Source organism: Rhizobium sp. FKL33, assembly GCF_005222915.1.
Lineage (GTDB): Bacteria > Pseudomonadota > Alphaproteobacteria > Rhizobiales > Rhizobiaceae > Rhizobium_E.
Genome location: NZ_STFX01000001.1, coordinates 81,063 through 94,107, shown reverse-complemented (window position 1 = coordinate 94,107; position 13,045 = coordinate 81,063). Strand labels below are relative to the sequence as shown.

The 13,045-nt window shown below is 62.6% G+C and carries 18 protein-coding genes; 5 read left to right on the top strand and 13 right to left on the bottom strand.

The features are described from left to right. Positions 1 to 510, bottom strand: coding sequence for a GNAT family N-acetyltransferase (locus E8Q41_RS00515; protein ID WP_137153537.1), 510 nt, complete (start codon positions 508 to 510; stop codon positions 1 to 3). Positions 511 to 779: 269 nt separating this feature from the next. On the opposite strand from E8Q41_RS00515, the gene E8Q41_RS00510 reads away from it, so the two are divergent. Beyond that, entirely contained in the window at positions 780 to 1,034 is a 255-nt protein-coding gene (locus tag E8Q41_RS00510) for a YjhX family toxin (RefSeq protein ID WP_137153536.1), read from the top strand. A gap of 176 nt (positions 1,035 to 1,210) precedes the next feature. Here E8Q41_RS00510 and E8Q41_RS00505 read toward each other — a convergent pair whose 3' ends face one another. From E8Q41_RS00505 to E8Q41_RS00485, 5 genes are all read right to left on the bottom strand, one after another. Further along, positions 1,211 to 1,789, bottom strand: a complete 579-nt coding sequence (locus tag E8Q41_RS00505) for a Fic family protein (protein ID WP_348640001.1) — start codon at positions 1,787 to 1,789, stop codon at positions 1,211 to 1,213. Beyond that, positions 1,786 to 2,007 (bottom strand): hypothetical protein, encoded by a 222-nt coding sequence (locus E8Q41_RS00500; RefSeq protein ID WP_137153535.1) that lies wholly within the window; start codon positions 2,005 to 2,007, stop codon positions 1,786 to 1,788. Before E8Q41_RS00500 ends, E8Q41_RS00505 begins: the two co-directional genes overlap by 4 nt. Before the next feature lie 296 nt (positions 2,008 to 2,303). Then, positions 2,304 to 3,785: an Asp-tRNA(Asn)/Glu-tRNA(Gln) amidotransferase subunit GatA gene (gene gatA, locus E8Q41_RS00495; protein WP_137153534.1), complete on the bottom strand. Its 1,482-nt coding sequence runs from the start codon at positions 3,783 to 3,785 to the stop codon at positions 2,304 to 2,306. 82 nt (positions 3,786 to 3,867) lie between these two features. Beyond that, positions 3,868 to 4,155 carry an Asp-tRNA(Asn)/Glu-tRNA(Gln) amidotransferase subunit GatC gene (gene gatC / locus E8Q41_RS00490; protein ID WP_137153533.1) on the bottom strand — a complete coding sequence of 96 codons (288 nt, stop codon included), beginning with the start codon at positions 4,153 to 4,155 and terminating at the stop codon, positions 3,868 to 3,870. A 94-nt stretch (positions 4,156 to 4,249) separates the two neighbouring features. Further along, positions 4,250 to 4,954 carry a metal-dependent hydrolase gene (locus E8Q41_RS00485; RefSeq protein WP_137153532.1) on the bottom strand — a complete coding sequence of 235 codons (705 nt, stop codon included), beginning with the start codon at positions 4,952 to 4,954 and terminating at the stop codon, positions 4,250 to 4,252. Positions 4,955 to 5,066: 112 nt separating this feature from the next. Here E8Q41_RS00485 and ruvX point away from each other — a divergent pair, with 112 nt between their 5' ends. Beyond that, a complete protein-coding gene (ruvX, locus tag E8Q41_RS00480; RefSeq protein WP_137153531.1) occupies positions 5,067 to 5,552 on the top strand; it encodes a Holliday junction resolvase RuvX in 486 nt (161 codons plus the stop codon). Here ruvX and E8Q41_RS00475 read toward each other — a convergent pair. The 5 genes from E8Q41_RS00475 to E8Q41_RS00460 form a co-directional block, all read right to left on the bottom strand. Beyond that, positions 5,498 to 5,833, bottom strand: a complete 336-nt coding sequence (locus E8Q41_RS00475; protein ID WP_137153530.1) for a DUF6105 family protein — start codon at positions 5,831 to 5,833, stop codon at positions 5,498 to 5,500. The two genes, ruvX and E8Q41_RS00475, sit on opposite strands and share 55 nt — an antisense overlap. After that, complete coding sequence (locus E8Q41_RS25430; RefSeq protein ID WP_170976308.1) at positions 5,830 to 6,003, bottom strand: hypothetical protein; 174 nt, start codon at positions 6,001 to 6,003, stop codon at positions 5,830 to 5,832. The genes E8Q41_RS00475 and E8Q41_RS25430 overlap by 4 nt, the downstream gene beginning before the upstream one ends. Before the next feature lie 119 nt (positions 6,004 to 6,122). Beyond that, positions 6,123 to 6,761, bottom strand: coding sequence for a TetR/AcrR family transcriptional regulator (locus tag E8Q41_RS00470; protein WP_137153529.1), 639 nt, complete (start codon positions 6,759 to 6,761; stop codon positions 6,123 to 6,125). A 262-nt stretch (positions 6,762 to 7,023) separates the two neighbouring features. Then, positions 7,024 to 8,676, bottom strand: coding sequence for an acyl-CoA dehydrogenase family protein (locus tag E8Q41_RS00465; protein ID WP_137153691.1), 1,653 nt, complete (start codon positions 8,674 to 8,676; stop codon positions 7,024 to 7,026). Positions 8,677 to 8,813: 137 nt separating this feature from the next. After that, on the bottom strand, positions 8,814 to 9,257 hold the full coding sequence (locus tag E8Q41_RS00460) for an iron-sulfur cluster assembly scaffold protein (RefSeq protein ID WP_137153528.1): 444 nt from the start codon (positions 9,255 to 9,257) through the stop codon (positions 8,814 to 8,816). Between the two features lie 313 nt (positions 9,258 to 9,570). On the opposite strand from E8Q41_RS00460, the gene folE reads away from it, so the two are divergent. From folE to E8Q41_RS00445, 3 genes are all read left to right on the top strand, one after another. After that, a complete protein-coding gene (gene folE, locus E8Q41_RS00455; RefSeq protein WP_137153527.1) occupies positions 9,571 to 10,188 on the top strand; it encodes a GTP cyclohydrolase I FolE in 618 nt (205 codons plus the stop codon). 11 nt (positions 10,189 to 10,199) lie between these two features. Beyond that, positions 10,200 to 10,649 (top strand): phosphoribosyl-AMP cyclohydrolase, encoded by a 450-nt coding sequence (gene hisI, locus E8Q41_RS00450; protein WP_137153526.1) that lies wholly within the window; start codon positions 10,200 to 10,202, stop codon positions 10,647 to 10,649. Between the two features lie 125 nt (positions 10,650 to 10,774). Then, on the top strand, positions 10,775 to 11,731 hold the full coding sequence (locus E8Q41_RS00445) for a patatin-like phospholipase family protein (protein WP_137153525.1): 957 nt from the start codon (positions 10,775 to 10,777) through the stop codon (positions 11,729 to 11,731). Between the two features lie 45 nt (positions 11,732 to 11,776). Here E8Q41_RS00445 and E8Q41_RS00440 read toward each other — a convergent pair whose 3' ends face one another. Beyond that, positions 11,777 to 12,205 carry a CBS domain-containing protein gene (locus E8Q41_RS00440; RefSeq protein ID WP_137153524.1) on the bottom strand — a complete coding sequence of 143 codons (429 nt, stop codon included), beginning with the start codon at positions 12,203 to 12,205 and terminating at the stop codon, positions 11,777 to 11,779. Between the two features lie 118 nt (positions 12,206 to 12,323). Next, entirely contained in the window at positions 12,324 to 13,043 is a 720-nt protein-coding gene (locus E8Q41_RS00435) for a rhomboid family intramembrane serine protease (protein WP_137153523.1), read from the bottom strand. Between the last annotated feature and the right edge of the window lie 2 nt (positions 13,044 to 13,045).

Here is a 13,045-nt window from a genome sequence, read left to right as displayed (position 1 = left end):
TCAGAATTCGCTGTAGACGCGCTGCGTCTCGACCGGCTGCAGCCGCTTGACCAGGCCGACCGTGTCGACGTCGCGGTCGAGCTGCGGCGACCAGGAGGCGGTCATCCAGCTGATCTCGTAGCCGTGATGGCGCAGGAACTCGATCGCCTTCTCGTTCTGCGAATGGGTCTCGATCGTCGCGACCTCATAGCCCTGCCCCTCGATCTCGCTTTCCAGACGGGCGAGCAGCAGCTTGCCGAACCCCTGGGATTGCCAGATCGGATCGACCCAGAGATCGCTGATGTGATTGTCGAGCCGCTCCCGCGCCGCCCAGGCGGCCACCTGCCCGCCTTGTTCGGCGACGTCGATGGTCAGGAAATTGTGGACGGTGAAAGCGAGAAAGGCGCGTTCGGCATTGCGGCGCAGAAGCCCGATATCGATCCAGCCGGCAACCGCGCTTTCCCAGGCGCGCATGCCGATTGCGGCCAATTCCATCGCTTCGTCTTCCCGCGCATTCCGGATGCTGGCCATCCGCCCTCCTGTACTACTCGAATACAATCGAAATACGGATTCGGACTTTGGTCAAGCAAGCGTTTGAGCAAGCGCGCTCATTGACGCTATTTTAAGCATGTTTTATGGAGAAGAGGTCATAGGAGACTGGATGTCGAACTCGTCGGAGCTTGTCTGAAGCGTCCTGCCCGGATTTTTTCCGCGCAGGAGTGAAATCATCGCCCGCCTCCCCCCGAGGCCCGGGCGGTTGTTTCTCGCTCGTCTCTCGAGCCTTCAGGGTTCCGACCATCATGGACATCACCCGCGCCGAACAGCGCATCCTCCACCTGCTTGCCCAGGGCGGCTTCATCGAACGCGACCGCCGCGCCAGCAAGATCACCACCGTCCGATGCTTCACCCGCGACGGCTGGCTCTATCCCGGCCTCGACATCGACCTCTTCCGCAAATTGAAGCGGCTGAGGGCGATCTCGTCGAAAGCCGGCCAGCCCTACCGCATCACCGAACGCGGCCTGGCGCTGGTGCGGGCGCAGCTGGACAATCAGTAGGAATGGGTTGTCGCACCCTGCACAACCTCTCCTCCGTCATGCTCGCCCTTGTGGCGGGCATCTGCGCTCTCCGCAACACACGCATCCTAACCGGACCCGCAGCAGATCCTTGGGACAAGCCCAAGGATGACGACGGCGGCGGTGACAGCCTTGGTAGAGAGAAAGAAGAACGGTGTTTATCCGCTCACAATTTCAAGAATCAGTTCCGCAAGCGGTTCTTCTTTGCCGCCAAAACTGTCAATCATCGATTGGATCACACGTTTCGGGGACAATAAGTCATCGTTGAAAGGCAGGCCCGCATTCTGCGCCAACAATGCTAGGAATGCCAGTTGCGTACGGCCGTTGCCCTCCCGAAAGGGATGAACGGCATTGATGTCCGCAAGCGTTCGCGCCGCCCTCACGGCGAATTCGGCAGGCGCAAGGCGACTGAAATGTCCTGATGCGGCAAGATCCGAAAATATTCGGCTCATTTCGCGATCAATATATTCGGGATAGCAAAACCAGTTCCCACCCTTGCCGATCCGTATCGTCCTGGGTTTTCCCGCCCATCGGTAGACGTCCTGAAAGAGATGGCGATGAAGGGCTTTGTAATGCTCGTAATCGAGTTTCCCTTGCGGCCAATCTTCGTCCGCGCGCGTCAGGAACATCGCCAGTTCGAATTCATCGAGATCGTTTTGCGCGCGCAATCCCATCTTGTTTTTGAGAACGGTCGTTCCCGCGTAGCAAAGAGGATCGGATTCGGCGGTGTAGATCACAAGGCAGCGGTTTTCCTGCAGAATTGGGCCTTTATGGCAGCACGACGCTCATCCCCCGAACGGCCTTTGGTGTCGCGCAGAATTGCTTCTATGCGTGGCGAGAGCTTGAGCCCCTCCACCGCACTGATTTTCTCCCCACGCTCACTGGTCAGCTTGCTGCCGGTGACGAGAAATTGACCGGTTTCGGCATTGTGCGAAATGTGTTTCTTCATGGCCATGAGGCTAGCACGGACTCGAAACGTCAGCAAAAATTTTTTTGTGTCCACGGCCGACGATGATGAGATGGCCCGGGGAACCATGCAAGGCGGCGATCAACATCACCGACCGATGCGGTTCGTTCCTTCGCCATGCTCGCCCTTGTGGCGAGCATCCGCCGTCGCCGCGACACCCGCATCCTCGCCGGACCAACAGCAGATCCTTGGGACAAGCCCAAGGAAGACGACGGCGATCTATAAGCAAAAAAACCCGCCGGAGCAGCGCTCGGCGGGCTTTTCTCAAAACTTATTTCGTCGGCTTACCACCACTTGGGGGCTTCGAATTTTCCGGCCGCCTGTTCGATCGCATGGGCGGTCTTGAACAGGGTTTCCTCGTCGAACGGCTTGCCGATCAGCTGCAGGCCGAGCGGCAGGCCCTTCTGGTCGAGGCCGGCGGGGACGGCGATGCCGGGGAGACCGGCCATGTTCACCGTCACCGTGAAGATGTCGTTGAGATACATCTTGACCGGATCATTGGCGAGCTCCTCGTCGGCAATTCCGAAGGCGGAGGACGGGGTGGCAGGCGTGAGAATCGCGTCGACGCCGGCGTTGAAGGCCAGCTCGAAATCGCGCTTGATCAGCGTCCGAACCTTCTGGGCGCGGATGTAATAGGCGTCGTAATAGCCGGCCGACAGCACATAGGTGCCGATCAGGATGCGGCGCTTGACTTCCTTGCCGAAGCCCGCGGCGCGGGTCTTCTCATACATGTCGAGAATGTCCTTGCCCTCGACGCGCAAGCCGTAGCGCACGCCGTCGTAACGGGCGAGGTTCGACGAGGCTTCCGCCGGGGCTACGATGTAGTAAGCCGGCAAAGCATATTTGGTGTGCGGAAGCGAGATGTCGACGATCTCGGCGCCGGCGTCCTTCAGCCAGGCGATGCCCTGCTGCCAGGCGGCGTCGATTTCCTCCGGCATGCCCTCGACGCGATATTCGCGGGGAATGCCGATCTTGACGCCCTTCATCGACTGGCCGAGCGCGGCTTCGTAATCCGGGACCGGCAGATCGACGGAGGTCGTGTCCTTGGGGTCGACGCTGGCCATGGATTTCAACAGGATCGCGGCGTCGCGCACATCGCGGGCAATCGGGCCGGCCTGATCGAGCGACGAGGCGAAGGCGACGATGCCCCAGCGCGAGCAGCGGCCATAGGTCGGCTTGATGCCGACGGTGCCGGTGAAGGCGGCCGGCTGACGGATCGAGCCGCCGGTATCGGTGGCGGTGGCGCCGGCGCAGAGCTGCGCCGCGACAGCGGCGGCCGAGCCGCCCGACGAGCCGCCCGGCACCAGTTCGGCATTCGAGCCCTTGGCCTTCCAGGGGTTCTTGACCGGACCGTAATAGGAGCTTTCATTGGACGAGCCCATGGCGAATTCGTCCATGTTGAGCTTGCCCAGCATCACCGCGCCGTCGTTGAACAGGTTCTGCGTGACGGTCGATTCATATTCCGGCTTGAAGCCGTCGAGGATATGGCTGCAGGCCTGGGTATGCACGCCCTTGGTGGCGAACAGATCCTTGATGCCCAGCGGAATGCCTTCGAGCGCGCCGGCATTGCCGGCGGCGATGCGGGCGTCCGACGCCTTGGCCTGCTCGCGCGCGATGTCCGGCGTCACCGTCACATAGGCGTTGATGGCGGGATTGGCCGCTTCGATCGCGCCGAGATAGGCGTCGGTCAGTTCGACGGCGGAAATTTCCTTGGCCGCGAGTTTTCCGCGGGCTTCGGCAATGGTGAGGCGTGTCAAGTCGCTCATCGGTCGGTCACTTCATGTCTGGCGGGTCACCGCGCGTCAAAAGGGGAATGTCGAAAGCGGGAGGCGGCGGACCGCCTCGACCTTATTCGACCACTTTCGGAACCTGGAAGAAATTGCTGTCGGTCAGAGGCGCATTGGCGACGACACGCTCGGGAATATTGCCGTCGGTCACCACATCGGCGCGCTTCTTCATCGCCATCGGCGTCACGGAGGTCATCGGCTCGACGCCGTCGACATCGACTTCCGACAGCTGTTCGACGAAGCCCAGAATGGCGTTGAGTTCGCCGGTGGTCTTCTCGGCTTCTTCCTCGGTCACGGCCAGACGCGCAAGCCGCGCCACACGCTTCACCGTCGCCACATCAACAGACATGTCCTACTCCAAATATCATTCGCCTCGCCCGCTATAAAGCCGCCCGCCACGGCGTGCAACGGCTTTTTCCCCGACGGACGAGGCGATCGACAGATCAGAAGCTCAGGACTTCCCCGACCTTGGGCGCGGCGACTTTCGTCTTGTGGCCCTCCATGCCGGCCACGAATTTTTCCGCCGTCGGATCGAGCAAGCCGAAGGTGGCGTAGTGGCAGGGAATGGCGGTTTCAAACGAGAAGAAGCGCTGGCAAGCGAGTGCGGCCACCGCCCCGCCCATGGTGAAGCGGTCGCCGATCGGCACGAGGCCGATCTGCGGCTGATGCAACTCATTGATCAGCGCCATGTCGGAGAAGATGTCGGTGTCGCCCATGGCGAGAACGGAAGGCGCATCGTCGAAATGCAGCATCAGCCCATTGGCGTTGCCGAGCGCATGCGACACCCCGTCTTCGGTGACATGGGCCGAGGAATGCAGCGCATTGGTGAAGGTGGCGGAGAAACCGTTGAAGGCGATGGTGCCGCCGGTATTGCCCTGCTCGATCTTCTTGACGCCGCGATGGCCGAGCCAGGCGGCGAGATCGGCATTGGCCAGCACCGTCGCGTCGAGTTCGCCGGCCAGCGCGATCGTGTCGCCGACATGGTCCATATGGCCATGGGTGAGCAGGATATGGGTGACGCCCTTGGCGACATCCTTGAGATCCTGTCCGGAAAAGGCCGGGTTGTGGGTGAGGAACGGGTCGATCAGGATCGTGGCGGACGCGGTTTCGAGGCGGAAGGCGGCATGGCCAAGCCAGGTGAGTTTCATATGTCGACCTTTCTGAAAAATGACTCGGAAACTGTTACGCGACACAAGCGCAAAGGTTCGTCAGCCGTGTGAAGCTCTGGCTTTTTTATGTGGATGGCGCTAGTCCGACAAGATGAGCATCCTGACCATCGAAGATCTTTCCACGTTCCTCGCGCCCGGCGACATCGTCGCGGGGCTCGATCTCGGCACGACCACCATCGGGCTTTCGGTGTCCGACAAGGGCCGCAGCTTCGCCAATCCGCGACCGGTGATCAATCGCAAGAAGTTCACCCTCGACGCGCAGGTGCTCCTGGCCTTCGCCGAGAAGGAACAGGTGAAGGCCTTCGTGATCGGCCTGCCGATCAATATGGACGGTAGTTCCGGCCCCCGCGCCCAGGCGACGCGCGCTTTCGTTCGGACCATGGGCGAGAAGACCGACATCCCCTTCACCTTCTGGGACGAACGCCTGTCGACCGTGGCCGCCGAACGGGCTTTGCTGGAGATGGACGTGTCGCGCAAGAAGCGGGCGGAGCGGATCGATTCCGCCGCCGCGACCTTCATTCTTCAGGGCGCTCTCGACAGATTGTCGTCGATCAAAAGATCCGCCTCAGGCGACTGATCCCAGCCCTTCCAGCGCCGGTAGGCGGCGGCGATCTTCTTGCGGCGGCGGAAGGCGAGGATGGAGAACAGCGCCAGGCTGTCGATGATCACGGCCTTCAGCACGAGCGGCGGAATATCCTGTGGCGGAATGCCGAGCACCTGCCCGTAGATCTCGAAAACGAGATCATGCAGCTGCCGCGTCAGGATCAGATAGCCGAAATTGATGTCGTAATAGGACAGCCAGTACCAGGAGCCGAGCAGCGTCAGCGGCAGGGCCCAGAGGATCAGGATCCATTTCATCGCGCCGCCTCCAGCTTGGGAAAGCGCGCCGACAGCACGGCGCCGAACAGCCGGTCGAACAGTCCCATCACACAGATGCCGATCAACGGCGCGGTCAGATCCTGCGCGATCAAGCACAGGACGCCGCTGATGGCGATGGCCGTTCCGATGTTCCGAGCGCGTCTACGCATGACACTCACGCCTGTTAACCCTGACCCGACTGTCACAGGTTAACATTTGAGGCGCAACGTAAACCATTTGTTAAGGTTAATTTTGACGGGTCGACCTGTGGATGACGCGCCGCCCGCCCTCAGGGATAGACGCCGCGGACCAGCTTCTGCACCGCCTGTTCGACCTTCTTCCAATCCTTCTCGGTCTTGAGCACGGTCGAGCCGAGACGCCCGGCCGCTTCCGCCGACAGCACGATCTGCTGCACGGCGCCGAGAAGAATCGCGTTCATCAAGCCGGTGTCGACGCCCTTGGGCGGCGCCATGCCCGCCCTCACCCGGGCAATCCAGTCGCCGAGCGCGCGGGCCCGGGCGTCGGCCAGCTTGCGCACCTGCGGGCTGTTCTCCGACATTTCCCAGGCGATGATTCTCTTCATCAGCGGATCGCTGCGCAGCGCTTCCATGAACAGCAGCAACAGGCGCTCGACGAGATCGCCATAGGTCAGGAGAAAGCCGCCGCCGCCATTGTCGGGCATCTTCTCCTCGACCCAGCCGGCGAGCTCGCGGCCGATCGCTTCGACCAGTCCGTCCATGCCGCCGTAATAGCGATAGATCAGCTGCTTGTCGCAGCCGGCGCGGCGGGCCACCGCATTGACGCCGAATTTCTGGAAACCGCCCTCGGCCAGGAGTTCCGACGCTGCCTTCAGGATGCGGGCGGTGGTCGCCGCCCTGTCGCGCACGGGCGCGTCACCGCCGCCCATCATGTCCGTCGTATTCAGCATGCCCGCTCTCGCGCTCCGCAAAACAATCCGTTTTAACGACTTAATCCGGAAGATGCGGCCCAGGCAAATTGGTTAACGAAAGTTTTAGGGGATAAGTCACTCAGCAGTGACGATACCGCTTGCCGTCACCCTCGGGCTTGTCCCGAGGGCCTGCTGCGGGGCCCTAGCGCTCAACGGAAGCCGATGCAGATGCTCGCCACAAGGGCGAGCATGACGACGGAGAGGGTGACGGAGTTGTTCACCCCTCGCCTGCCTCAAATCCTCAGTGTCCCGAGGCGGGGTACAAGAGATCGACGATAAACCGTGCGTCGAAGCGCGATTCCAGCATGCCGTAGGTCGAGCGCCATCCGCCGGTCAGGCGGCTTTCGAGAAAGGCGTCGGCGATGCGGCCGGCGCCGAGGCGCACCAGTTCGGCCGAGCCGGCGGCAAGCGCCAGTTGTTCGACCAGGAAGCGCGCCGAACCTTCGTCGCGTTCCGTCAGGGCGAGTGCGGCGCGGAGCACGTCGACGGTCTTGGCGCCAGCGGAGCCCAGGTCGCGGGCGAGTCCGGCGAACAGGAGCTCGAACTGGTCGCGTTGCTTGGAGGCGACGCGGATGACGTCGAGCGCCATGACATTGCCGGACCCTTCCCAGATCGCATTGACCGGCGCCTCGCGATAATGCCGGGCGATGGGGCGCTCCTCGACATAGCCGCTGCCGCCCAGACATTCCATGGCTTCATAGACGAGCGCCGGCGCGATCTTGCAGACCCAGTATTTGATGATGGGCGTCATGATCCGCTGATAGGCCTGTTCCTCGGCGCTCTCGGCGGCGCGGTCGAAGGCCTGGGCGAGACGGAACACAAGCGCGGTGGCGGCGGCGACATCGAGCGCCATGTCCGCGACCACCCGCGTCATGATCGGCTGGTCGATGAGGTTCTTGCCGAACACCGAACGGCCGCGGATGTGATGGACGACTTCGGCGAGCGAAGCGCGCATCAGCCCGGCCGACGCCACGGCGCAATCGAGCCGGGTCAGCGTGACCATATCGAGAATGGTGCGGATGCCCTGATCGGGCGCGCCGAGCAGGAAGCCATAGGTGTTCGAGAACTCGACTTCGCTGGAGGCGTTGGAGCGGTTGCCGACCTTGTCCTTCAGCCGCTGGAAACGCAGCCCGTTGCGGGCGCCGTCCTCGAGCAGGCGGGGAACCAGGAAACAGCCCATGCCTTCGCGCGTCTGCGCCAGCATCACGAAGGCGTCGCTCATCGGCGCCGACATGAACCATTTATGGCCGGACAGGCGGTAGACATTGTCGCCCACGGGCTCGGCGACGCTGCGATTGGCGCGCACATCCGTGCCGCCCTGCTTTTCGGTCATGCCCATGCCGATGGTGAGGCCGGCTTTTTCATGCGCGGGCTTGTTGGCGGAATCGTAGCGCCGCGAGGCGATCTTGCCGAACCAGTTGCGCAGCGCCGTATCATTGGCCTTGATGGCGGCGACGGAGGCGGAGGTCATGGTGAGCGGGCAGAGATGGCCGCATTCGAGCTGGGCGGTCAGGAAGAAGCGCACGGCGCGGGCGCGGTGGGCGGCGCCCTCTTCATCCGGCTTGTTTTCCCAGATCGACGAGGTCAGCCCGTTCGACACCGAACGGCGCATCAGCGCATGCCAGGCGGGATGGAAATCGACGACGTCGAGACGTTCGCCGCGCGGGCCATGCGTCCGGAGTTGAGGCGCGCCTTCATTGGCCATGCGCGCCAGTTCCTGCGCCTCATGCGAGGTGACGTAGCGGCCGATCAGATCGAATTCGTCGCGCACCATCCGCGGCAACTGCGAGGAAATATCCACCAGAAGCGGATCGGAGCGATAGGCGTTGACGCCGCTCCAGGGCTGCGGCTGGTTGAGTTCTTCGGGCGTCAGGTCGAGATCGGGGGTGCTCATAAGGGCCATTTACGCGGATTCGCCCGCATTGCCATGGGCATGAGCCCCGCACATGGTGAATCCCTGTTGAAAACGGGAATAGACCCCAACCTTACGGAGATAAACCGGGCTTTTCAAGCATCGGATGAAAGGAGATCTCAGGCGGCGGGCGCGGCAGTCTTCGCCTCGATCTGGTCGAGACAATCGACCACGGCGTCGAAAGTGAGCATGGTCGAGGCGTGACGGGCCTTGTAATCCTTGACCGGCTTCAGATAGCGCATGTCCTCGAAACGGCCTGCAGGTCCCTCGCCGCCCTCTTTCAGCATCGCCAGCATGTCGCGGCGGGCGGCGCGGATTTCCTCGGCGCTCGCGCCCACCACATGCCGCGCCATGATCGACGACGACGCCTGGCCGAGCGCGCAGGCTTTGACGATATGCGAGAAGTCGCTCACATGGCCGCCGTCCATCTTGACGAACACCTTGACCTTCGAGCCGCACAGCTTGGAATGCGCCTGCGCCGACGCGTCTGCGTCGGCGATCTCGCCGGTCGCAGGAATGTTGCCGGCAAATTCGAGAATTTTCGCGTTGTAGATGTCGTCCATCGCTCTATCGCAACATTTTCGCTTGCTGACCTGAACCGGGCAGGATTTTCCACCGTATCACCGAAAAAGACAACAGTCCCCTTTGCGGCATTGGTTCGCTTACTATATGTTATGTCGCGATGGGGTGACAGAGTTTCAAGGAAACCTGTTACCTGTTGTCTGGGAAACCGTGCGGAGGATTTTATTGCCTGGCAATGAAATGCGATGCCCCGGAGCCCGCCAACGGTGCCCATGCCTGAAGATCAGGAATATGGCCAGAGGCGAGTAGTCCGTTCCGATTACCGAGGTTCCAACAGGGATCAAGAGGCCATACATGGACGCGATCGTGAAGAAATTTTCGCGCGACGAGGAATTTTCGCGCAAACCCACCCAGCAGGAAGCCGAGGACGCCGTGCGCACGTTGCTGCGCTTCATCGGCGAGGATCCCGAACGCGAAGGCTTGCTCGACACGCCGTCGCGCGTAGTCAAGGCCTATGGCGAACTGTTCGGCGGCTACAAGGCCGATGCCGACGAAGTGCTCGGCCGCACCTTCGAGGAAGTGGCGGGCTATGACGATATGGTCATGGTGCGCGACATTCCGTTCTTCTCGCATTGCGAGCACCACATGGTGCCGATCATCGGCAAGGCGCATGTCGCCTATCTGCCGGATGGCCGCGTTCTCGGCCTGTCGAAGATCGCCCGCGTGGTCGATATCTTCGCCAAGCGCCTGCAGACGCAGGAATCGATGACGGCGCAGGTCGCCCATTCGATCAACGACACGCTGCGCCCGCGCGGCGTGGCGGTGCTGATCGAGGCCGATCACATGTGCATGGCCATGCGCGGGGTGAACAAGCTCGGCGCGTCGACCATGACGACCACCTTCACCGGCGAATTCAAGACTGATCCGCGCGAACAGGCCCGGTTCATGTCCATGGTTCGCGGCTTCAAATAAGCAGGACAAGCATGACGATCGCATTCGATCCGCCGCCGGCCGACAAGGCCGCGCTCGAAGAAGGCGTGAGCTTCACGCCGAAATTCGACCAGCATGGGCTGATCACGGCGATCGTCACCGATCATCGCGACGATGCCTTGCTCATGGTCGGGCATATGAACGCCGAGGCGCTGACACTGACGCTCGAAACCGGCGTCGTGCATTATTTCAGCCGCTCGCGCGGCAAGCTGTGGAAAAAGGGCGAGACCTCCGGCAATCTTCAGTATGTGGTGGAGATCCTGACCGATTGCGATCAGGACGCGCTGCAGGTTAAGGTCAAGGTGGCGGGCCATGACGCGACCTGCCATACGGGCCGCCGTTCCTGCTTCTATCGCGCCGTGACCCTGAAGGACGGCGCACCGACCCTCTCGGTCATCGACGATCACAAGCATTTCGAGCCAGACTCCGTCTATCAGCGCTGAATCTCCGGTTGATACCCAGGCGTTTGCCCGCTTGTTGGGCAGATCGAGTTGCGCTTCGCCATTTATTAACCGGGCCGCGCAACACTGTCTCGCATGAACAGGGTACAGCGCCGGAGGGGCGCCGCATGATGAATTGGAGTTTCTTCCGCCCGGCCGATGCGGCCACGACGCTCGAACCCGCCGGCGGCGGGTCGACCCCAGCCCCCATCCCAAAGAAGCCCAAGATAGCGCTCGCGCTCGGCGGCGGCGCCGCCCGCGGCTGGGCCCATATCGGCGTTTTGCGGGCGCTCGACGAAGCCAAGGTCGAGGTCGGCATGATCGCCGGCACCTCGATCGGGGCGCTGGTCGGCGGCTGCTATCTGGCCGGCAAGCTCGATGAACTCGAAACCTTCGCCCGCTCGCTGACCATGCGGCGCATGGCGGCGCTGCTCGATCTCACCATCGGCGGCGGCGGACTGTTCGCCGGCATGCGGCTGACCAAGCGCATGCAGGAGCATCTCGAAGGCATGGCGATCGAGGATCTCGGCCGTCCCTTCGTGGCGGTCGCCACCGAAATCCGCACCGGCCACGAGGTCTGGATCGATTCCGGCTCGCTGATCACCGCGATCCGCGCCTCCTACGCCCTGCCCGGCATTTTCGAGCCGATCAAATGCAACAATCGCGTCCTCGTCGACGGCGCGCTGGTCAATCCGGTGCCGGTCACCGTCTGCCGCGCTTACGAGCAGCCGCTGGTCGTGGCGGTGAACCTGCATTACGATCTCTATGGCCGCTCGGCGGTGGTGAAGCACTCGGCCAGCCGCCAGTCGCTCGAGACCCAGTTCGAACGCGACGGCGACCGCGACCGCCGCGCCAATCTCGGCCTGACCGGGGTCATGGTCGAAGCCTTCAACATCATTCAGGACAGAATTTCCCGCGCCCGCCTGGCCGGCGATCCGCCCGATCTCGCGCTGCAGCCGCGTCTTTCGGATATCGGCCTGTCGGAGTTTCACCGCGCCTCGGAACTGATCGACCGCGGCTACAAAGAAGGCATGGCCCGCATCGCCGAAATCCAGCGCATGCAGGAAGCGATCAAGATCTACTGAGGGAAGGGCCGACGCGCCGCCGCAGGACGGCGCGCCGCGCTGTGATCAGCTGGCGATATAGGCTTTCATTTCCTCCGCCTCGCGTTCGATCTGGCGGATATGCGCCTTCACCACGTCGCCAATGGAGATGATGCCGGCCAGCCGGCCGTGATGTTCGACGGGAATGTGGCGGGCGCGCTTGGCGCTCATCATCGCCATCAGTTCGCCGACGGACGTGTCCTCCGAACAGCGATGGACATTCTTCCACATGATCAGGAGAACCGGCTTATCGAGCGCCTCGGCGCCGTATTTCGCAATGGCCGAAACGATGTCGCGTTCGGCGACGATGCCGACGATATGCTCATGCTGATCGACGATGATGGCGGCGCCGACATGGTGCTCGCTCAACAGCCGGGCGGCCTCACGGACCGTGGCTTGCGGGCTGGTGGTCAGGACGGCGCGTCCCTTCTGTTCGAGTATGGCCTTCACGCGCATGCTGTTCTCCTCCTTGCATGGCTTGATGCAGGGGATGGCGCCGGGCCGCACGGAGGCAGCCTACACGCCATCCGCTAACGAGGAGAGTGTGCGCTCCTTCCATTAGAAATGCAAGCGATCAGGCGACATCGCTCCGGCGCGCCCCATAATCGAACAGGCCGAAGGCGAGATAGCCGAACAGGAGGCCGCCGACATGCGCCTGCCAGGCAATGTTGTAAGCCTCGCCTTCCGGCATGCCGACGCCGAACACCACAAGCGCATTGGAGAACGCCCAGGCCCCGATGAACACCGCCACCGACGGCTGTCTCAGCGCCTCGATCATGCCGAGACGCGGCGCATGCCGGAAATAGCTCGGGTCGCGACCGCGCCGGATCGGCAACGCGAAACGACAGGCGGCGCCGGTGACGGCCGAGACCACGCCCGATGCGCCGATGAGATAGGAGTCCGTGAAGCTGATCGCCGCCGCATAGACAAAAGCGGACGCCACGGCGGCGGCGATCCAGAAACCGGCAAAGCGGATCGCGCCCCACCGCTCGGCGAGCGGCGTCGCAAAGGCCGCCAGCCAGAAACTGTTGAACGCGAAATGCAGCCAGTCGGCATGCAGCAGCGAAGAGGTGACCGGGCCCGCCAACCAGCCGAAATCCTGTTCCGAAATGGGAAAGACGTAGCGGACGGGAATGAAGGCGAAATGGTAAAGAAGCCAGTCGTCGGACGCCTCGTCGAGCAGATAGACGCGGACCGCATGAATGATCCCCATCAAGACGATGGCGCCCCAGACCACGGGCGGCATTCTCACCGCGGGCTCGCGGGCGGGAGGAGAGTTTTCAAATTCGGTCACAG

Bases quoted from the DNA above. Each gene is read 5' to 3' on its own strand.
- E8Q41_RS00515 (WP_137153537.1), bottom strand. From the start codon at position 510: ATGGCCAGCATCCGGAATGCGCGGGAAGACGAAGCGATGGAATTGGCC.
- E8Q41_RS00510 (WP_137153536.1), top strand. From the start codon at position 780: ATGGACATCACCCGCGCCGAACAGCGCATCCTCCACCTGCTTGCCCAG.
- E8Q41_RS00500 (WP_137153535.1), bottom strand. From the start codon at position 2,007: ATGGCCATGAAGAAACACATTTCGCACAATGCCGAAACCGGTCAATTT.
- gatA (WP_137153534.1), bottom strand. From the start codon at position 3,785: ATGAGCGACTTGACACGCCTCACCATTGCCGAAGCCCGCGGAAAACTC.
- gatC (WP_137153533.1), bottom strand. From the start codon at position 4,155: ATGTCTGTTGATGTGGCGACGGTGAAGCGTGTGGCGCGGCTTGCGCGT.
- E8Q41_RS00485 (WP_137153532.1), bottom strand. From the start codon at position 4,954: ATGAAACTCACCTGGCTTGGCCATGCCGCCTTCCGCCTCGAAACCGCG.
- ruvX (WP_137153531.1), top strand. From the start codon at position 5,067: ATGAGCATCCTGACCATCGAAGATCTTTCCACGTTCCTCGCGCCCGGC.
- E8Q41_RS00475 (WP_137153530.1), bottom strand. From the start codon at position 5,833: ATGAAATGGATCCTGATCCTCTGGGCCCTGCCGCTGACGCTGCTCGGC.
- E8Q41_RS25430 (WP_170976308.1), bottom strand. From the start codon at position 6,003: ATGCGTAGACGCGCTCGGAACATCGGAACGGCCATCGCCATCAGCGGC.
- E8Q41_RS00470 (WP_137153529.1), bottom strand. From the start codon at position 6,761: ATGCTGAATACGACGGACATGATGGGCGGCGGTGACGCGCCCGTGCGC.
- E8Q41_RS00465 (WP_137153691.1), bottom strand. From the start codon at position 8,676: ATGAGCACCCCCGATCTCGACCTGACGCCCGAAGAACTCAACCAGCCG.
- E8Q41_RS00460 (WP_137153528.1), bottom strand. From the start codon at position 9,257: ATGGACGACATCTACAACGCGAAAATTCTCGAATTTGCCGGCAACATT.
- folE (WP_137153527.1), top strand. From the start codon at position 9,571: ATGGACGCGATCGTGAAGAAATTTTCGCGCGACGAGGAATTTTCGCGC.
- hisI (WP_137153526.1), top strand. From the start codon at position 10,200: ATGACGATCGCATTCGATCCGCCGCCGGCCGACAAGGCCGCGCTCGAA.
- E8Q41_RS00445 (WP_137153525.1), top strand. From the start codon at position 10,775: ATGATGAATTGGAGTTTCTTCCGCCCGGCCGATGCGGCCACGACGCTC.
- E8Q41_RS00440 (WP_137153524.1), bottom strand. From the start codon at position 12,205: ATGCGCGTGAAGGCCATACTCGAACAGAAGGGACGCGCCGTCCTGACC.